The organism is Maribacter spongiicola (assembly GCF_004364165.1).
GTDB lineage: Bacteria > Bacteroidota > Bacteroidia > Flavobacteriales > Flavobacteriaceae > Maribacter > Maribacter spongiicola.
Genome location: NZ_SOAY01000011.1, coordinates 1,023,564 through 1,043,348 on the forward strand (window position 1 = coordinate 1,023,564; position 19,785 = coordinate 1,043,348).

18 protein-coding genes are annotated in these 19,785 nt (G+C 34.1%); 9 read left to right on the forward strand and 9 right to left on the reverse strand.

The window, feature by feature from the left end; all coding sequences use genetic code 11:
* Window positions 1-4 precede the first annotated feature (4 nt).
* Both CLV90_RS12925 and CLV90_RS12930 read left to right on the forward strand, forming a co-directional pair.
* Window positions 5-541, forward strand: coding sequence for a DUF3124 domain-containing protein (locus tag CLV90_RS12925; RefSeq protein ID WP_166638579.1), 537 nt, complete (start codon window positions 5-7; stop codon window positions 539-541).
* Window positions 542-600: 59 nt separating this feature from the next.
* Window positions 601-939: a GIY-YIG nuclease family protein gene (locus tag CLV90_RS12930; protein WP_133687880.1), complete on the forward strand. Its 339-nt coding sequence runs from the start codon at window positions 601-603 to the stop codon at window positions 937-939.
* 6 nt (window positions 940-945) lie between these two features.
* Here CLV90_RS12930 and CLV90_RS12935 read toward each other — a convergent pair whose 3' ends face one another.
* On the reverse strand, window positions 946-2,166 hold the full coding sequence (locus CLV90_RS12935) for a Pycsar system effector family protein (RefSeq protein ID WP_133687881.1): 1,221 nt from the start codon (window positions 2,164-2,166) through the stop codon (window positions 946-948).
* 67 nt (window positions 2,167-2,233) lie between these two features.
* Complete coding sequence (locus CLV90_RS12940) at window positions 2,234-3,511, reverse strand: hypothetical protein (RefSeq protein ID WP_243835420.1); 1,278 nt, start codon at window positions 3,509-3,511, stop codon at window positions 2,234-2,236.
* A 213-nt stretch (window positions 3,512-3,724) separates the two neighbouring features.
* Between CLV90_RS12940 and CLV90_RS12945 the strand changes: the two genes are divergently transcribed.
* A complete protein-coding gene (locus CLV90_RS12945) occupies window positions 3,725-5,350 on the forward strand; it encodes a long-chain fatty acid--CoA ligase (RefSeq protein WP_133687882.1) in 1,626 nt (541 codons plus the stop codon).
* A 47-nt stretch (window positions 5,351-5,397) separates the two neighbouring features.
* Here the strand turns inward: CLV90_RS12945 and carB are convergent, their stop codons facing one another.
* Together carB and rpmH are read right to left on the reverse strand one after the other, a co-directional pair.
* A complete protein-coding gene (gene carB / locus CLV90_RS12950) occupies window positions 5,398-8,250 on the reverse strand; it encodes a carbamoyl-phosphate synthase large subunit (protein ID WP_133687883.1) in 2,853 nt (950 codons plus the stop codon).
* Between the two features lie 89 nt (window positions 8,251-8,339).
* The gene (gene rpmH / locus CLV90_RS12955; RefSeq protein ID WP_027067351.1) at window positions 8,340-8,507 is read right to left on the reverse strand and encodes a 50S ribosomal protein L34; all 168 of its coding nucleotides are present in this window, start codon (window positions 8,505-8,507) and stop codon (window positions 8,340-8,342) included.
* Window positions 8,508-8,761: 254 nt separating this feature from the next.
* Here rpmH and CLV90_RS12960 point away from each other — a divergent pair, with 254 nt between their 5' ends.
* Complete coding sequence (locus CLV90_RS12960) at window positions 8,762-9,277, forward strand: DUF2892 domain-containing protein (RefSeq protein WP_133687884.1); 516 nt, start codon at window positions 8,762-8,764, stop codon at window positions 9,275-9,277.
* Window positions 9,278-9,280: 3 nt separating this feature from the next.
* Here the strand turns inward: CLV90_RS12960 and CLV90_RS12965 are convergent, their stop codons facing one another.
* Both CLV90_RS12965 and CLV90_RS12970 read right to left on the reverse strand, forming a co-directional pair.
* Window positions 9,281-10,237 (reverse strand): lytic transglycosylase domain-containing protein, encoded by a 957-nt coding sequence (locus CLV90_RS12965; RefSeq protein ID WP_133687885.1) that lies wholly within the window; start codon window positions 10,235-10,237, stop codon window positions 9,281-9,283.
* A gap of 65 nt (window positions 10,238-10,302) precedes the next feature.
* Window positions 10,303-10,965, reverse strand: coding sequence for an alpha/beta hydrolase (locus CLV90_RS12970; protein ID WP_133687886.1), 663 nt, complete (start codon window positions 10,963-10,965; stop codon window positions 10,303-10,305).
* Between the two features lie 178 nt (window positions 10,966-11,143).
* On the opposite strand from CLV90_RS12970, the gene CLV90_RS12975 reads away from it, so the two are divergent.
* Window positions 11,144-11,440 carry a GNAT family N-acetyltransferase gene (locus CLV90_RS12975; protein ID WP_133687887.1) on the forward strand — a complete coding sequence of 99 codons (297 nt, stop codon included), beginning with the start codon at window positions 11,144-11,146 and terminating at the stop codon, window positions 11,438-11,440.
* Window positions 11,441-11,473: 33 nt separating this feature from the next.
* On the opposite strand, the gene mtaB is transcribed toward CLV90_RS12975, so the two are convergent.
* The 3 genes from mtaB to CLV90_RS12990 form a co-directional block, all read right to left on the reverse strand.
* Window positions 11,474-12,802 carry a tRNA (N(6)-L-threonylcarbamoyladenosine(37)-C(2))-methylthiotransferase MtaB gene (gene mtaB / locus CLV90_RS12980; protein ID WP_133687888.1) on the reverse strand — a complete coding sequence of 443 codons (1,329 nt, stop codon included), beginning with the start codon at window positions 12,800-12,802 and terminating at the stop codon, window positions 11,474-11,476.
* Between the two features lie 84 nt (window positions 12,803-12,886).
* Window positions 12,887-14,062, reverse strand: coding sequence for a GlmU family protein (locus tag CLV90_RS12985; protein ID WP_133687889.1), 1,176 nt, complete (start codon window positions 14,060-14,062; stop codon window positions 12,887-12,889).
* Window positions 14,063-14,205: 143 nt separating this feature from the next.
* Window positions 14,206-14,478, reverse strand: coding sequence for a type B 50S ribosomal protein L31 (locus tag CLV90_RS12990; RefSeq protein ID WP_133687890.1), 273 nt, complete (start codon window positions 14,476-14,478; stop codon window positions 14,206-14,208).
* Window positions 14,479-14,660: 182 nt separating this feature from the next.
* Between CLV90_RS12990 and CLV90_RS12995 the strand changes: the two genes are divergently transcribed.
* The 4 genes from CLV90_RS12995 to CLV90_RS13010 are packed head-to-tail and all read left to right on the forward strand — an operon-like array spanning window position 14,661 to window position 19,763.
* The gene (locus CLV90_RS12995; protein ID WP_133687891.1) at window positions 14,661-15,191 is read left to right on the forward strand and encodes a DUF4199 domain-containing protein; all 531 of its coding nucleotides are present in this window, start codon (window positions 14,661-14,663) and stop codon (window positions 15,189-15,191) included.
* A 33-nt stretch (window positions 15,192-15,224) separates the two neighbouring features.
* On the forward strand, window positions 15,225-16,184 hold the full coding sequence (locus CLV90_RS13000) for a glycosyltransferase family 2 protein (protein ID WP_133687892.1): 960 nt from the start codon (window positions 15,225-15,227) through the stop codon (window positions 16,182-16,184).
* Window positions 16,185-16,227: 43 nt separating this feature from the next.
* The gene (locus CLV90_RS13005) at window positions 16,228-17,937 is read left to right on the forward strand and encodes a phospho-sugar mutase (protein WP_133687893.1); all 1,710 of its coding nucleotides are present in this window, start codon (window positions 16,228-16,230) and stop codon (window positions 17,935-17,937) included.
* Window positions 17,937-19,763: an ABC transporter ATP-binding protein gene (locus CLV90_RS13010; protein ID WP_133687894.1), complete on the forward strand. Its 1,827-nt coding sequence runs from the start codon at window positions 17,937-17,939 to the stop codon at window positions 19,761-19,763. Before CLV90_RS13005 ends, CLV90_RS13010 begins: the two co-directional genes overlap by 1 nt.
* Window positions 19,764-19,785 lie beyond the last annotated feature (22 nt).

A 19,785-nucleotide genomic window follows, 5' to 3' on the forward strand; every position in this document is an offset into this window, starting at 1 on the left:
ACATTTGAAAAAAATAAAATCTATTTTAAATCGCATTTGCCTTTCAGTGGTTATTGTAGCCACAATTGTGTCTTGTAAAGAAGTTTCAAAAGAAGAAATTCCGGTTGAAGTTCTTGATAACCATGCATTAGACAGAAAGGCAAATACGGTTTTAATAGATTCTCTAGTTAGGCAAGTTTATGTACCTATTTATTCTGACATTTACAATCAGACGAGAGATACAAGAACTTTGCTTACCGCAACTTTAAGCATCAGAAATACGAGCTTAAAAGATAGCTTGTTCGTTAGTAAAATCGATTACTATAATACCGAAGGCGATTTGGTACGAAGCTATATCGACTCCCCTATATACCTTACTCCAATGGAGTCTATTGATTATGTTATTGAACAACAAGATACTTCTGGCGGTAGTGGGGCAAATTTTTTGATTGATTGGTATTCGAAAAAACAATTAAACCCATTATTTCAAGCAGTTATGGTTGGCGGTTTAGGAGCACAAGCTTTTTCTTTTACTACAGATGGTATTGAGATAATTGAGTAAATTCAAATATCACTTTGATTACTATTAGCAATCTTTAGTCTAAAATTCATACTGCATTTATGTATTCTATTTACGTCATTGAATTATCTAAAAAAGTATTCACCGAAAATAGAAAGTTTAGAGAAGCAAATCCGCAATTTAATGGTGTAGTTGAATGTCTATATGTCGGCATGACAAGCAAAACCCCTAAAGAACGATTTGACCAACATAAAAATGGGTCTTTGAGTAAAAAGGGGCATAATCTATCTTCTAAAATTGTACAGAAATACGGCTTGTATTTACGCGGCAGTCTTTTTAATCATATCGACCCCATTAAAACCAAAGCTGAAGCTTTAAAAATGGAAGAGCAATTGGCACTTGAACTTAGACGTAAAAAATATGCGGTGTGGTTTAATTGATTTCTCTTATTTAGGTAAAGGAGTAACTGCATCTAAAAGTTCGTCTTCCATTCCGTAATACTTTAGTGCAAACCCGAATGCTACTACAGATAAAATTATGCCAATAAGAAATATGGTATATGTCCATCTTAATAATCTGTACTTTTCTTGCAATACCTTACCCAAGTAATACAAGTCCATACTTAACGAATCATAAATAGATTCTTTGTTCTTTATAATAGTTCTTAGTTTAGATTTAAAGTCGCTTAACTCCATCGCATGAAAATTTCCGAAGAACAAGAAATTTGTATCCTTCGCTTTAATTTCATCATCTACCACATCGTTATTGCTAACTTTTGGGCGTGTAGCAAGTACAGACATTATCATTGAAGCAATACTAAAAAGTACAAATATGACTGTTGGATAAATTAAATATGAATTTGTTGGAGAATCTAATTTCGGAATCAAATTAGCCATAAGCAAAGAAATAATAATTGCATTAACAGAAAGTAGAATGTTAGCTTTAGTATCTGCAATATCACTTAATTTTATATGGTTCCTAAGTTCTATGCGATATAGCGATTGAATTGCCCGTTGCGGACTTTCATCTTTTAACTTTGCTTTTAAAACCTCTTTCTTTTCTGTTTTTTCAGACTTCTGTAATTTAGAAATCAAGTTAAGAATATTTTCTTCTTTTTGCTCTTGCCAATTCTCTTTGGCATAGTCTGTATAATAACTATGCTGTACACGAAGTTTTTCTACATAGTTTAATCGCCAATTATCTAAATCAGGAACATCGCTATTAAAATTTTCTAATTCTAATCGCAACATCTGTAACATTTCTTCAAAACTACCTGATGCAAAAAACCAAGTGCTACCATCTTTTATAATCGCCTCTTCATCATTATTTGGCTCATCATTTTGCCAAGCACTTTTCAATAAATTGACGATAGCATCAATATCATCTTGAGCTACTTTTTGCTCGGTTAAAAATTGCGAAGCCAAAAATGCACTCTGGTCAACATGGTTATCATAGTCTACCGCATAACCTGCGTGCAAAAACCAAGCAGCTATTAATACTTGATATGAATTAATTTGAGCATTTGTATTTTGTTCAAGAATTTTTTGTGTTTTACTAATCGTCTTGTTCGTATACCCCTGACTATGAAAAAGAAAGTTCTTATTCATTTGATCTGCCAAAAGATTCTTGACATACTTTTCTACTGCATTTACCGTAGTTTGATTCATATTCGTCTATTTGATGGTTCTTTATATTCAGTAACCTAAATTGATATCCTTTAAATAAATTTAAAGGTTATTGGTCGTTGCAAGTAAAACATGCCATTTGTGCTTTGGTCATATGTAAGTCCTCTGATCCTTTTAAAGCCTCTGTCAGTTCTTCCCTCTCAACCAATTCTTGATGAAATAGAAACGCATAATCTACCAACTCATTTCGCCTATTTTTCATTTTTGCAATTAGCTCTTTACCGTCCAATGCATAAATCTCAATAGGCCATACGGCAAAGGATGATTCAATGGCTTCATCTGTTAGTAAGCGCTGTAATTCTCTCGCTTCTTTTTCAAATATAGATGGTGATATGCCTCTCATAAAATAAACATCGAAAGGGGATATTAAACCTGGTAAAAAATCAATTTCTTTTTCATAAGACTGTACCTCTGGCAGAAATGCCTGGTACGAAATTAGAGTAGGTAAAACCCCTTCTAGATTAAAAAAAGCATTGTCCCTATCGCACGGTAAGGGAATTGCATTAATGGAATCTCCTAAATTTTCAATAGCCCAACCCCATTGTTTTGAATGTCTGTCCCAATCACCAATTAACAAATCGAATAAACGAGCCCTTACTAAAGCATTATTATCGATACCCACTTTGTTAGGACTCTTCAACTTTAACTTTTGCAAATCTTCGGTATCTACGAGCGAATCCATATTTTTTTGTCCCAACCAACTGGCATTACCTTCCGTCTCATATTCTAAAAGAAATAAGCGATTACCGAATTTGTTATTATAATCAGAGAGTCGTTCTTGCTTAGGTACAAATACCAGCTTAGGCTTAGTATTTAATATTCTGGCATATTCAGAAAGTTTAGCAACCACTATTGCCGCATATGGATGTTGTGCAGATATACCATCAACTATAATATTTTCAATACCCATAGTCTCAGCAACCTTGGGTACTAATGGCGATGGATCTTTAGAAACACTTCTTAATGTCATTAGGGTACCATCATCTCTTTTCAATTTAAGTGAATGGGTCTGTTGACCGCCACCCTCTTCAAGAATTTTTATATTTCCTTCTAAATTATCCAAATACAAAATAGGAACTTTAACTGGTGTCGCCCATGCATTTCTATACTGCTCCCCCTGCATTACACTTTTAATTGCGTTTGCTTCATACAATGTACTCGCGGCAACCAAAACAGAATCATATTTTTTAAAGTCTATTTCATCGACTTTAGAAAATTCTAAAATCTCGCATGTATCAAAAGTTTTGCTCGTACTTGATAATGACCAATACGTAAGTATTCCAAATACAATTACCAAAATAACTAGACCTAAAAGAATCTTTTTCAACTGAATGGTTTAAATATTAGACCACACAAGATTAATTATAAAACATACCAAGGACTTATCTAATAAAATAAATTTTTGACCTGAAAAGAGATATGGATTAAATAAACCGTCAGATTATTATTTTCTCAATACATTGTTAAAAATTTGATGATATCTTAACTTAGAATGATTAAATTTATAAGACACGCAATTACGTAAACTAAAAGATTTTTTATGAACGGATTAATAATGGATTACCCACTTACCACTAATACCATTTTAAAATATGCAAATAGTGCATTTCCTGACAAAAAATTAATCTCTTACCTGCCGGATGGTAGTAGACATGAATATACCTATGGTCAGCTATACAAACGTTGCTGTCAACTTGCAAATGCCTTACGAAATAAATTAGGAATCTCTAAAGGAGATATGGTCGGCACATTTGCATGGAATCATTATCAACATGTTGAGCTTTATTACGGAATTCCGGGAATTGGTGCGGTTTGCCACACTATAAATATTAGATTATCATCTCAGCAAACAGAGTTTATAATCAACCATTCTGAAGACAAGGTTATTTTTGTAGATGCGACCCTTGTGCCTCTTTTAGAAAAAATTGCTCCGAAATTAGAAACTGTAGAAAAATATATTATCATCAATGCCCCTAAAGGTTTTACAACTAGTTTACAAAATATTGTGCACTATGAAGATTTAATTGGCGAACAATTAGAAACTATAGATTGGCCAGTCATTAACGAGAACGATGCTAGTGGAATGTGTTACACGAGCGGTACTACAGGAATGCCTAAAGGAGTTCTTTATTCGCATCGATCTACTTACCTGCATGCCATGACTATTCTTTCACCAAATGCTGGCAACTACAGTAATAATGACATAATACTACTCATTGTACCTCAGTTTCATGTTATGGCTTGGGGGTTTCCGTATATGTGCCTCTTAACTGGTTCAGACATGGTAATGCCTTCGCTTCACTTACGCCCAGATGCAATAATTAGAATTCTAGAAAGTGAAAATATCAATAAAGCTAACGGAGTGCCGTCTATTTGGCGTGGAGTATATGATGAAATGAAAAAGAATCCACCAAAGAAAAAACTAGCTTTAGAAGAATATTTAGTAGGTGGTTCTGCGTTATCCGCGAGCCTGATAGCAAATTTCGAAAAAGACTTTGGCATTAGAGGAGTTCAAGCTTGGGGAATGACGGAAACCTCACCACTTGGCACAGCAAGTAGACTTCAGAGAAAACATGAAGAACTTAGTGAAAAAGAACAAATTAAGGTCCGTGCGAAACAAGGAATTGAATTTCCAGGGATAGAAATGCGAATAATCGGAGAAGACGGAAAAGTAGCTCCACGTGATGGCAAAACCATGGGCGAATTACAGGTGAAGGGAGCTTGGGTCATTAAGTCTTATTTTAAAACTAATAGCCGAGAAAACTTTACCAAAGATGGTTGGTTTAGAACAGGCGATGTAAGTACCATTGATAAAAACGGCTACATGGAAATTACAGATCGTACAAAAGATTTAATAAAAAGCGGTGGCGAATGGATTTCTAGTGTTGCATTAGAACTGGCGTTAATGTCCCATCCAAAGGTTAAGGAAGCTGCCGTAATCGCCATTCCAGATAAAAAATGGTCTGAAAGACCTTTGGCTACTTTAGTATTAACTGATGAAAATAATCCTGTATCGACCGAAGAACTGAAAGAGTTTTTATCTAAAGATTTTGCCAGTTATCAAATACCTGATAACTATGTAACTATAAATGAAGTACCAAAAACTAGTGTTGGCAAGTTTGATAAGAAAGAAATTAGAAGATTGTATGCAGAAGGGAAACTTTAATTATATTAAAGTTTCCCTTCTACTATAACATAAGTCTTGAAAAAAGACTATTTACTTAAATACATTTTACGCCTTGCATATAGGTTGTAAAACTCATCATCTTTAAGACTATCTATGAACAGAATACTTTCACCTGTACTTTTCATTTCAGGACCTAAATTCTTATTCACATTCGGGAATTTATTGAAAGAGAATACAGGTTGCTTAATAGCAAAGCCTTCTAATTGAGGGTTGAAGTTAAAATCTTTTACCTTCTTTTCTCCTAACATTACTTTCGTTGCATAGTTGACATAAGGCTCTTTGTAAGCCTTTGCAATGAAAGGTACCGTACGAGACGCCCTAGGGTTTGCTTCTATGATATATACAATATCATCTTTGATAGCAAATTGAATATTGATAAGACCTACAGTATTTAACGCTAAAGCAATTTTCTTGGTATGATCTTTAATTTGCTGCATAACAAATTCACCAAGGTTAAATGGTGGCAATGTTGCATTTGAATCCCCAGAGTGAATTCCACAAGGTTCAATATGCTCCATAATACCAATGATATATACATCTTCACCATCGCAAATGGCATCTGCTTCAGCTTCTATAGCACCATCCAAGTAATGATCTAGCAATAACTTGTTATTTGGTATTTTTCTTAAAAGATCAACAACATGTTCTTCTAATTCTTCCTTATTAATTACAATTTTCATTCCCTGACCTCCTAAAACATAAGATGGTCTTACTAATAACGGAAAATCCAATTCATCTGAAAGTGTTATTGCTTCTTCAGCAGTCTCCGCTACTCCAAATTGAGGGAATGGAATATCATTCTTCTGTAATAACTCAGAAAAACTACCTCTATCCTCAGCTAAATCTAAAGACTCGAAACTTGTACCAATAATCTTAATTCCGTATTTGGATAACTTTTCAGCAAGTTTAAGCGCTGTTTGTCCGCCTAATTGAACGATTACTCCCTCAGGTTTTTCATGACGAATAATGTCATATATATGTTCCCAATAAACTGGCTCAAAATACAGCTTGTCTGCAGTATCAAAATCAGTTGAAACCGTTTCTGGGTTACAGTTGATCATAATAGTTTCATAACCGCATTCCGCAGCTGCTAAAACGCCGTGAACACAACAGTAGTCAAATTCTATACCTTGACCAATTCGGTTCGGTCCAGATCCTAGAACTACAATTTTCTTTTTATCAGAAACTATACTATCATTTTCAACATATCGTGTACCGTCTGGCTTTTGTATTTCCGCTTCAAAGGTAGAATAGTAATATGGAGTCATTGCCTTAAACTCTGCTGCGCAAGTATCTACAAGCTTATATACCCTATTTATGTTAAGCTCAGTTCTCTTATTATAAACCTCACTTTCATAACAATCTAACATGTGGGCAATTTGCCGGTCCGCAAATCCTTTTTGTTTCGCTTCTAACAATAATTCTTTTGAAATTGTTGAAATAGTAAATTTAGATATTTCCTTTTCTAAAATATAAAGCTCTTCATACTGCTTAAGAAACCACATATCAATTTTTGTGATTTCATGTATTCTACTTAATGGAATACCTATTTGTATTGCATCATAAATAACAAAAACACGATCCCAACTAGGTATGGTAAGTTTACTTATAATTTGCTCATAATTTTTGTAACCCTTACCATCGGCACCTAACCCATTTCGTTTAATCTCTAAAGATTGGGTTGCTTTATGCAATGCTTCTTGAAATGAGCGACCAATACCCATAACTTCTCCCACAGACTTCATCTGCAGACCTAAAGTACGGTCAGATCCCTCAAATTTATCAAAGTTCCAACGTGGTATTTTTACGATAACATAATCTAATGTCGGTTCAAATAATGCGGATGTAGATTTTGTAATCTGATTATCTAATTCATCCAATGTATAACCTATTGCTAATTTAGTAGCCACTTTTGCAATCGGATACCCAGTTGCTTTTGATGCTAAAGCAGAAGACCTTGATACTCTAGGGTTGATTTCAATCGCTATAATATCTTCTTTTTCATCAGGACTAACTGCAAATTGCACATTACATCCGCCTTCAAAATCACCTATACTACGCATCATATGTATAGCCATATCACGCATTTTCTGATAAGTTCTATCTGAAAGTGTCATTGCGGGGGCTACTGTTATAGAATCTCCGGTATGAATACCCATTGGATCCATATTCTCAATAGCACATATGATAACAACATTATCGTTTTTATCCCTAAGCAATTCTAACTCATATTCTTTCCACCCCATTAGGGCTTTATCGATCATTACTTCATGAATTGGTGAAATCTCTAGACCATAACTTAATTGCTCGTCAAAATCTTCTGGCTTGTACACTATAGAAGCTCCTGCCCCACCAAGTGTGTAAGAAGCTCTTATTACTAAAGGAAATCCAAATTCTTGAGCTATCTCTTTACCTTTTAAGAAAGAGGTCGCTGTAGCTTGTGGTGCCATGCCTACACCTATCTTCAACATTAGCTCTCTAAATTGCTCTCTATCTTCAGTAATATTTATTGCATCAATGTCTACACCTATTAATTCTACCCCGAAATCTTCCCAAATTCCTTTCTTATCAGCTTCTATACAAAGATTCAGCGCTGTTTGACCACCCATGGTTGGTAATACCGCATCTATTTGAGGATGAGCTTTTAATATCTCAATTATAGATTTTGTTGTTAACGGTTTTAAATAAACATGATCCGCCATTGTTGGATCCGTCATAATAGTTGCCGGGTTACTATTTATAAGAATAGTTTCAATACCATCTTCACGTAACGAACGTAAAGACTGACTACCTGCATAATCGAATTCACATGCTTGACCGATAACAATAGGACCTGAACCTATTAATAAAATTGAGTTTAAATCTTTTCTTTTGGGCATCTTACTACTTTTTATTTTGGGAATTGGACAAAAAAAAGGTGCTACTTTTAAAAAAGTAACACCTATATATTTTATAAACTATGCAATCATTATTTCTTATGTCTTGTTTCAGAGGAAACGGTCAATTTCTTTCTTCCTTTTGCTCTTCTTCTTGCAAGAACCTTTCTACCATTTACGGAAGCCATACGCTCACGAAAACCATGTTTGTTCTTTCTCTTTCTTTTTGACGGCTGATATGTTCTTTTTTGTCCGGGCATCTCTTAAACCTTTTCTATTTAATATGAAATTATTCAGAATTCTCTGTGAAACTGGGCGCAAATATACAAAGAGTTTTTTCTTTAACAAGTGATATGAAAAAAAATATTTTTATTAATCCGTACGTGACAAAACCAAGCTTTTGATTAATTTTGCCAGAATCTAAATTTAGTGCCGAAATCGCTTTATTTTATTAGGGTTATGATTAATTTCAAATTTACAATCAAACTATCATCGAGAAATAAAAACTTAAAATATGTTCAATAAAAATTTAAAATTAATCATTGCGGGACTTATAATCGCTTTTTCTGTGTACCAGTTTATAGAAGGTAACATCGGAAATGGAATATTTTTAATCTTACTATCCTTAATTTTTATTTTTCTTTATTTTAGAAACGAGATTATATTGTTAGCATTTTTAAAAATGCGTAAACAAGATTTAGCCGGCACAAAAAACTGGTTAGATAAAATTAAAAACCCTAAAGGTGCATTAACGGTTAAACAACAAGGCTATTATAACTATCTACATGGTATCATCTTCTCTCAAACTAATCTAACCCAAGCTGAAAAATACTTTAAAAAAGCACTTAAGCTTGGTCTTACGATGGATTACGATGTAGCCATGGCAAAGTTAAGCTTAGCTGGTATTTCAATGCAAAAGCGTCGTAAAAGAGAAGCGACCATGCTGCTTAACGAAGCAAAGAAATTAGATAAAAACAACATGTTGACAGATCAAATAAAAATGATGCAACAACAACTGAAGAAAATCTAAGTCTTATTTTGTTTCTCTGTAGTAACCTTTATTAGGGATTTCTAAAGTGTATTTTTTACCAGAGCCATTGTTTAAATGTGGCTCTCTTAACCATGGGTTATGTCGTTTTAGAATTTTATAGTTGATTTCGTACTCTTGTGCGAAGTCTGCAAAATCAGTAACTGGCTTATTAATCTCAACATTAAAAGTAGGTATAGCTTTATACATATCTTCTTGCTCGACATGAAAACCATACTTTTCTGGATTGGCAAGAATTTCTTTTATTGCCATAATTCTAAAAACATACCTACCGGTTTCATCGCCCAATAACAAATCCCAATAATTATCTACTTGCTGAATACCCATGTATTTATTAATAGCTCCCGGACCAGCATTATACGCAGCTGCAGTCAAAGCCCAACTACCATATTTATCTTTCCATCTATTTAAATACTTACAAGCAACCTCTGTAGACTTTTCTAAATGGTAACGTTCATCAACATTCGAATTGACCTCTAAACCATACTCCCTACCTGTTTCTCTCATTATCTGCCAAAAACCTGTGGCACCTGCTGGCGAAACTACATTTGTTAAACCACTTTCTGCAACCGCTAAGTATTTAAAATCATCTGGAATACCATTTTTAGCCAGTATTGGTTCTATTATTGGAAAAAACTTGTTCGCTCTTTTAATTAGCAACAAAGCGTTAGACTGCCAATACGTATTTACCAAAAACTCGCGGTCTACCCGTTCCATAATTTCTGGATCTTCTTGCGGAACCACTTCTCCTGCAAAATTTAAGTCTTGAGGAATATCAATTGAAGAAATTTTATACGATTTCGCTACGTTTTTCTGGACACTATCATTCGCCACAATTTTATCTTTTACCGCTATAGCATCAGTACTTTGTACCGCAAATATCAAGGTGCCTGCAACAAATACAACACCTAACAACATCAATATATTCTTAATAGTTTTCATGAATTTTATATTTAAAATTATTTCTACCCAATCTGTAGTGAACCAAAGGTATATATAGAACTATCTTATTCCAAAATAATTGTTGGCAAGTTCTCGTTAAACCACTTTGACCTATGTATAATCATAGTATGTGTACCATTGACCACAGGTATACAATTATTAATATTCGCGATAGGAAAAACTGTGTCTTTTTCGCCATGTATATGAACTAATTTTTTGCACGGCACCTCTTGTTTCCAATTTACCAACTCATTTATACTCCAATCTATATAGCTTTTATCTCTAACGGATAAATATTTTTCATACAGTGATAACCGCTTTGTTACACTTTCACCGAAAGCATATTTTACCAGTAATTCTACATTGTTCACCAACCCCGTAGGCAGTAATTTATGAACACTTGTATACCTAGCAAACATCATACGCTTTGGCAGCTCATATCTAGTTTTAACACTTGACACAATTATTACTTTTCTTACCTCTATATATTTAGTCATTTCTTGAACTAGGAGTCCGCCCAACGAAACCCCCAACAATACAACATTTTTATGTTGTACGAGTTTACACATATTTTTAGCGTACTCACTAAATGAAATATCTTTTGTAGGAATACTCCATTCTAACAAATGCAGTTCAAATCTCTCTTCGGGCAATTGTATATATTCAAAAATTGTAGGACTTGCTGCCATACCTGGCATACAATACACATGAATTATATTATCTATCATAGTCACGAAACGTAGTAAAAACTAGGAAATTAAGTATTTTTTAACTAGTTTTGTAAGAGAATGCGAAAAACACATGTTTTTACATGTCATATAATCTGTACAGCATTTTATAAACGAGGAATTACGATATGAGAACATCGTAATTTTTTTGTCTAATAGCAACACTAAAATTATCTATATGAACGATGTTATCATTAATGACAATTCTTTTCTGCGCCAATTTGAAACTACTGTAGATGGTCATCTTGCCAGAATTGAATATTCTTCTCAAGAACGAAAAGTTTTCCTTACCAAGTTAGTTGTTCCTGAAGAAATTACAGATGAAGATTTCAGAGAAAACTTCATCAAAGCCGTTCTAAGTATAATTCAAGAAAGAAATCTTAGGGTTGTACCAACAAGCCCACATATCGCCGGATTTCTACGAAAAAATAGAAGACAGTATAAAGAAATGCTGCCTATCGGTATTCGTATCTAAAAAATTTAAAGCCTTTCAATCGAAAGGCTTTTTTTATGCTTCTACTTGTACGTTCACAAATTCAAAACGAACCAAACCATCTTTATCTATTTCAGTAAGCCTAACTTGGTGTAAAGTATTCACCAATTCAGGATTCCAAGGTGATTTTACTTTTACGTAATTCTCAGTAAACCCATGAATATAGCCTTCTTTATTCTCACCCTCAAACAATACGGTTAACTCGTTACCTAACTGACTCTCATAGAACGCTCGTCTCTTCTTTACAGATAATCCGCGTAACATTTTACTCCTTTTACTCCTTACTTTATTAGACACAACACCATCCATTGTAGCAGCGGGAGTATTATCTCTTTCTGAATACGTAAAAACATGTAAATAAGAAACATCTAAATCATTCAGAAAGTGATACGTTTCTAAAAAATGTTCTTCTGTCTCACCAGGGAAACCAACGATTACATCAACTCCAACACAGCAATTCGGCATTACCTCTCTAATCTTCGCTACACGTTCTTTATAAAGATTTGTCATATAACGCCGCTTCATTAACTTAAGAAGATCATCACTACCGCTCTGCAGAGGAATATGAAAATGAGGGACAAATGTTTTACTTTGAGAAACAAACTCAATTGTTTCGTTCTTTAAAAGATTGGGCTCTATTGAAGAGATTCGCAAACGATGAATACCCTCAACATCGTCTAAAGCCGTAACAAGATCCAAAAAAGTATGCTCATGTTTTTTATTACCAAACTCTCCTTTACCGTAGTCACCTATATTTACACCGGTTAATACAATTTCTTTAATACCCTGCTCTGATATATCGGCCGCATTTTTTAATACATTTTCTAAAGTATCGCTTCGAGAAATACCACGCGCTAGAGGAATTGTACAGTAAGTACATTTATAATCACAACCATCTTGAACTTTTAAGAAAGCTCTTGTTCTATCACCAATAGCATAACTACCAACGTAAAAATCGGCATCTGCTATTTCACAAGAATGAACCTTACCGTGATCATTTTTGGTTAAATCGTTTATATAATCGGTAATCTTAAATTTTTCTGTAGCCCCTAAAACCAAATCTACCCCATCGACATCAGCAAGTTCTTCTGGTTTTAATTGCGCATAACAACCCACAGCAGCAATAAAAGCATCGGGATTTATCTTCTGCGCTTTCTTAACTATAGTCTTAAATTTTTTATCCGCGTTATCGGTTACAGAACATGTATTAATAACATACATATCTGCCTCTTCTGAAAAGTCTACCCTATCAAACCCCTCGTCTGCAAAACTTCGGGCTATGGTAGATGTTTCTGAAAAGTTCAACTTACATCCTAAAGTGTAAAAAGCCACTTTTTTCTTCATCTAATAATCTCTTTGAGCGTTTAAAAATACCTAAACTACAATTAGCAGTAACACGCTAAATAATTGAATTTCAATTCTAAATATTTAATACTTTCTCCATTTTTTTGTTACTTCAAATACATGGGTTAAAATATTGGCTTCAACTTCATCAAACTCCACCCCTCTTCTAGCCATCATTACTTTAGCAGCATCAAATGCTTTTGCAGGTTGATATGCCGTAAACCCAGATGCACCACCCCAACTAAAACTAGGAACAAAATTTCTAGGAAACCCAGGAACGTAAATATTCGAATTTACCCCTATCACAGTACCAGTATTAAACATGGTATTAATAGCGGTCTTACTATGATCACCCATCATTAGACCACAAAATTGCAACCCTGTTTGTTCGAAACTCTCTGTGGCGTAATTCCACAAACGGACTTTAGCATAATTATTTTTTAGGTTTGAGTTATTTGAATCTGCACCTATATTACACCATTCCCCTAACACAGCATTACCCAAGTACCCTTCATGACCTTTACTTGAATATCCAAAAATAACCGAATTACTAACTTCACCACATACTTTACTAAACGGACCAATAGTAGTTGCTCCATAGAGCTTACCGCCCATCTTTATGATAGCATTATTACAAAGTGCCAAACCACCACGTATAAGGCTACCTTCCCAAATTTCAGAATTCTTACCTAAGTAAATAGGTCCGTCGGTAGCATTTAGTATACTAAACTCAACCTTTGCTCCTTCTTCTAGAAATATACGCTCTGGGTGAATTAATTGGTTGGTACTTGATATGGGTTGACTCTTTCGACCCTTTGTAATGAGATTAAAATCGAACTGTAAGATATCTGCGTTTTTATCGAAAATATCCCAAGTATTATTGATTTGAACTATATCACCCTTAAATTCAACTATATTAAAATCACTTAATTCATCTGCAGTTTTAGAAGTTGCAGCTAAATAAGCGATTATCAATTCGCCTAACATTAGCTTTTCGCCCGACCGCAAAGCTTTAACCGCCTTTAGCAACTCGTTAGAGGGTAATACCGAAGCATCTATAAAAACATTAGAATCTTCTAGATTAACAGGATATTTTACACTTAAATATTCTTCGGTCAAAGATGTTACCGAAACTTTTAAAAATGCTTCCCAACGCTCTTTTAAGGTCATAATGCCTACTCGAATTTCTGAAACAGGACGCGTAAAAGTGAAAGGTAAAAGATGATTCCTACGAGGACCATCAAAAAGAATAAAGTTCATACAAGATGATTTTTTTCAAAATTAACAAATATCCGTAGAGCATCTATATTTAATAGATAACTTCCTTTATTTAAAAGTTAAATGCAAAAGAAACGCCTTCGAAAATTTCGAAGGCGTTATATTTAATAGTAAGAATAAGAATACTATTCTTCTTCTTTTTTCTCTTCTTTAACGAATTTCTTGTACTTGTTCTTGAACTTGTCGATACGACCTGCTGTATCCAAGAATTTAGCTTTACCAGTGTAAAACGGGTGAGAAGTTCTTGAAATTTCCAATTTTACCAATGGATACTCAACACCATCTACATCTAAAGTCTCTTTAGTGTCAGCTGTTGATTTGGTCAAAAATACTTCTTCATTAGACATGTCCTTAAAGGCCACGATTCTATAATTTTCTGGGTGTATGTCTTTTTTCATTTTAAAAACTTTAACGCACCCATTCCGACGGGCACTCATTTTAAGGCTGCAAAAATAGTGAAATTATACAAATGCACAATTAGAAATCAAAAAAAATATTAAAATTAAATTTTAGCACTTTTGTAACAAAATAAGTTTTCTATATACTAACTTAGAAAGTCAACCTTAAACCAATATTTATTATGGAAGAGAATCAACCAAAAACAGGAAAGTTTGCATTAAAATACGGTATAATACTAGGGGTTATCGGTATTGTTCTTAGCTTGATGCTCTATTCTCAAGATTTGCATTATCAAATTGACCTCAAAAGATTATTTATTAATCTTTTACTTTCCTTAACCTTTATCGTTGTGGGAGGAAGTTTAGCCATGATAGAATTTAGAAAAGTTAATAACGACTTAATCTCATTTCGGCAAGGTTTAAAAATTGGTGTTGGGGTAGCTCTTGTTTCTGGAATTATTGGCATTCTTTTTAATTTTATACTTACTGAAATTATTGACCCTGAAACAACTGAAAAAGCAATTAATTATGCCTCGGAAATGATGCTAGATGCAGGGATGTCCAAAAATGACGTTGATAAAGCAATGGAAGATCAAAAAAATCAAAACCCTTTTAAACAGCTTGGAATGGGTCTTATTTTTTCAATTATTCTTGGTTTCATTGGGTCTATAATACCAGCATTAATTATTAAAAAACAAGAAAATCTGAACTAATTCGTACTTTTGACAGGAATACTTATATAACGCATGCAATTATCAATAGTAATTCCTTTACTTAACGAAGAAGAATCACTTAAAGAACTTCATGATTGGATTGTATCTGTGATGCAAGCCAATCATTTTTCTTATGAAATACTATTTGTTGATGATGGCAGTACCGATAGTTCATGGAGTATAATTTCTGAACTATCAAAACAGAATCCTTCAGTTAAAGGAATTCATTTTTTACGCAACTTCGGTAAATCGCAAGCACTACATGCCGGATTTAAAGCCGTAAGCGGCGATGTTATCATCACTATGGATGCCGATCTGCAAGATAACCCAGAAGAAATTCCGGAATTATATCATATGATAACCAACGAAGGTTACGAATTGGTATCTGGCTGGAAAAAGAAACGCTACGATTCTATCGTCTTTAAAAACACGCCTTCAAAATTATTCAATTGGGCAGCTAGAAGAACATCTGGTGTTCTATTACATGATTTCAACTGTGGTCTAAAAGCATACGCGCATGATGTTGTAAAGAACATTGAAGTATCTGGCGAAATGCACAGATACATACCTGTTCTTGCAAAAAATGCCGGTTTTTCGAAAATTGGAGAAAAGGTAGTTCAACACCAAGCTCGTAAATACGGTAAAACAAAATTCGGAATGGAACGTTTCATAAATGGCTTTCTAGATTTACTGACCATTTGGTTCGTATCTAGATTCGGTAAACGACCTATGCACTTATTTGGAGCATTGGGCGTTTTAATGTTTTTGATCGGATTTGGATTTGCTATCTATTTGGGTATCGATAAATTATTCATCAACAAGTTTGGAAGATTAATTACAGACCGACCACAATTTTATATTTCACTGATAGCCATGGTTATAGGAACACAATTGTTCTTAGCTGGTTTTCTTGGTGAAATATTAATACGTTCTAAGAAAGAAGAAAAAAGATATATCGTTTCAGAAGAAATAAACACAGCACTTTTACAATAGTAAAATTCTTACTAACTTAAATGCACATAAAACTATAAACCAAATGGATAACATCCTTGATACTGCTAAAACCTGGCTAACCGATTTTTTCGACCCAGCTGTAAAAAAAGAAATTGAACACCTTATCGCCAACGATAAAGAAGAACTGAACGACCGTTTCTATAAAAATATGGAATTCGGTACTGGCGGTATGCGAGGCGTTATGGGCGTGGGCACCAATCGTATTAACAAATATACATTGGGTAAAAGCACACAGGGACTTAGCAATTACCTTAATAAGGTATATAAAGGGGAAGAAATTAAAGTGGTTATCGCTTTTGATTGCCGTCATAATAGTGATACACTAGCTAGAATTGTAGCTGAAGTATTTTCTGCAAACAACATTAAAGTTTACCTTTTCTCAGATTTGCGTACTACTCCAGAACTTTCATTTGCAGTTAGACATTTAAACTGCCATGCCGGTATTGTACTTACAGCATCTCATAACCCACCAGAATATAATGGGTATAAGGTATATTGGACAGATGGCGGACAAATTGTACCTCCACAAGACGGAGCTATAATTTCTGAAATCAACTCTCTTGATTTTGAAGATATAAAGTTTGATGCAAATGATAGCCTTATTCAAGTAATTGATAAGGAAGTAGATGAAGCTTTTATCTCACAGTCTGTAGCTGCAGGAAACTTTAATGCTGCTGGTAAAGATGATTTCAAAATTGTTTTTACATCATTACACGGAACTTCAATAACAGCTATACCAGAAGTATTAAAACGTGGCGGATATGAAAATGTAACTATTATCGAAGAACAGGCTAAACCTGACGGAAACTTCCCAACGGTAAAGTCTCCGAATCCTGAGGAACCTGAGGCGCTTTCTATGGCTGTTAAAAAGGCTGAAGAAATTGGTGCTGATATGGTTGTAGGTACAGATCCAGATAGTGACCGTTTAGGTATTGCCGTTCGTAATCTTGATGGAGAAATGGAAATTGTCAACGGAAACCAAGCTATGGTTTTAATGACAAAATTTCTTCTTGAAAAGAGAAAAGAAAAAGGATTTAAAGGCAATGAATTTATTGCGACAACAATAGTATCTACCCCAATGATGGAGGCTATGGCTAAGGCATACGGAGTAGAATTTAAAACTTCGCTTACTGGCTTTAAATGGATCGGTAAAATGATCAAAGATTTCCCACAGTCAGATTTTATTGGTGGTGGTGAAGAAAGCTTTGGTTATATGGTAGGTGATTTTGTTCGCGATAAAGATGCGGTTACCTCTACCCTATTGGCGTGTGAAATTGCTAGTCAGGCGAAAGCTAATGGTAGCTCTTTCTATAAAGACTTAATTCAATGTTATGTTGATTATGGCTTCTACAAAGAGCATTTAGTTTCTATTACCAAAAAAGGGATTAGTGGTGCTGAAGAAATTAAGCAGATGTTGAAAGATTTCAAGGAAAATCCGGTGGAATCTGTTGCTGGTTCTAAAGTAAAGTGGATTGAAGATTATAATACTTCAATTGCTAAAAATGTATTGACTGGCGAAGAGAAAACTATTGATATACCAAAATCTAATGTTTTAATTTACGAAACTGAAGATGGTACAAGAATAGCAGCAAGACCAAGTGGAACGGAACCTAAGGTGAAATTCTACATCAGCACGAATACGAAATTAGAAAAAACTGAAGATTATAAAAAAGTGGCAGCAGAACTTGACAATAAAGTCAAGAGCATTCTTGCTGAGCTTAATTTAGCTTAATGAACTATTTCAAAAAGATTCTTCGCTTTGCGAAGCCTTACAAGATATATGCTATTCTAAACATTATATCTAACATCTTTTATGCACTGTTTTCAACATTGGCCATGATTTCGTTATTTCCAATGTTGACAGTTCTTTTTGACAAAACAGAAGAAGTATATTCCAAACCAAAATGGAATGGCTTTTCTGATTTAAAGGATTATGGTACAGACTATCTAAACTATTTCGTTACGGAACGAAGTAAAGATAACGACCCTGGCGAAGTGCTTATGGTAATGGTTGGTTTAATTATCACCATGTTCCTTTTAAAGAATTTGTTTAATTATTTAGCCATGTATTTCATCACGTTTTTACGTAATGGCGTACTTAAAGATCTACGTAATGAACTTTATGACAAAACTGTAGAACTACCTATTTCGTATTATTCTGAAAAAAGAAAAGGTGATACGATTGCGCGTATTACTTCAGATGTACTAGAGATTCAACATTCATTTTTATCTATTTTAGAACTAATTGTAAGAGAACCTTTGACGATTGTATTTACGATAATAGCTATGCTGGCCATTAGTCCGAAATTAACATTGTTCGTATTTCTATTTCTTCCACTTTCGGGATTTCTAATCTCCTTAATCGGAAAATCATTAAAGCGAAAATCAGATAAGGTTCAACAAGAACAAGGCTACTTCTTATCCATTTTAGAAGAAACATTAGGCGGATTACGAGTTATAAAAGCATTTAATGCCGAGTCTGTTTTTGCCAAAAAATTTCAAGCTTCTACTAAAAGATTTTTCAATTTTTCAAATAGCCTACTTAATAGACAAAACTTAGCTTCACCTACAAGTGAATTTTTTGGAATTGCTGCCATTGGCGTAATTCTATGGTATGGCGGTCAAATGGTACTAGTAGATAAAACGCTTGAAGGTAGTTTATTCATAACCTACATGACATTGTCATATCAAATATTAACTCCCGCAAAAGCAATTAGCAAAGCTTCTTACAGTGTCAAAAAAGGTAATGCCGCAGCCGAACGTGTATTAGAGATTTTAGAGACAGAAAATCCGATTTCTGAAATTGAAAATCCTATTCAACAAGAAACTTTTAATACAGCCGTTAACATCAACAATATCTCATTCAAATATGAAGATGATTATGTGTTGAAGAATTTCAACTTAACTGTTGAAAAAGGTAAAACAGTTGCCTTAGTAGGGCAATCTGGTAGTGGAAAAAGTACTATTGCTAATCTTGTTACTCGTTTTTACGACGTTAATGAAGGAGATATTAGTATTGACGGGAATAACATTAAAAACCTCAGTAAAAAATCGCTTCGAGCTTTATTAGGCTTGGTTACTCAAGATTCTATTTTATTTAACGACACTGTTAAAAATAACATCGGATTAGGAAAAGAAAATGCTACTGACGAAGAAATTATTGCAGCCGCTAAAATTGCAAATGCCCACGATTTTATCATGGATTTACCGAATGGCTATGACACTAATATTGGTGATAGCGGTAATAAATTAAGTGGCGGTCAAAAGCAACGTTTGTCTATTTCAAGAGCGGTATTAAAGAATCCACCGATAATGATTTTGGACGAAGCTACATCTGCTTTGGATACTGAAAGTGAGCGTTTAGTACAAGATGCACTTGAAAAAATGATGAAGAACAGAACTTCTATTGTCATTGCACACAGGCTTTCTACCATTCAAAATGCAGATACGATTGTAGTACTTTTAAAGGGCGAGATTGTAGAGCAAGGCACTCATGCTGAACTTTTAGAGCTTAATGGTACATACAAGAAATTAGTACAAATGCAATCGTTGGCTTAAGACTACAAACCAGCTACATTAG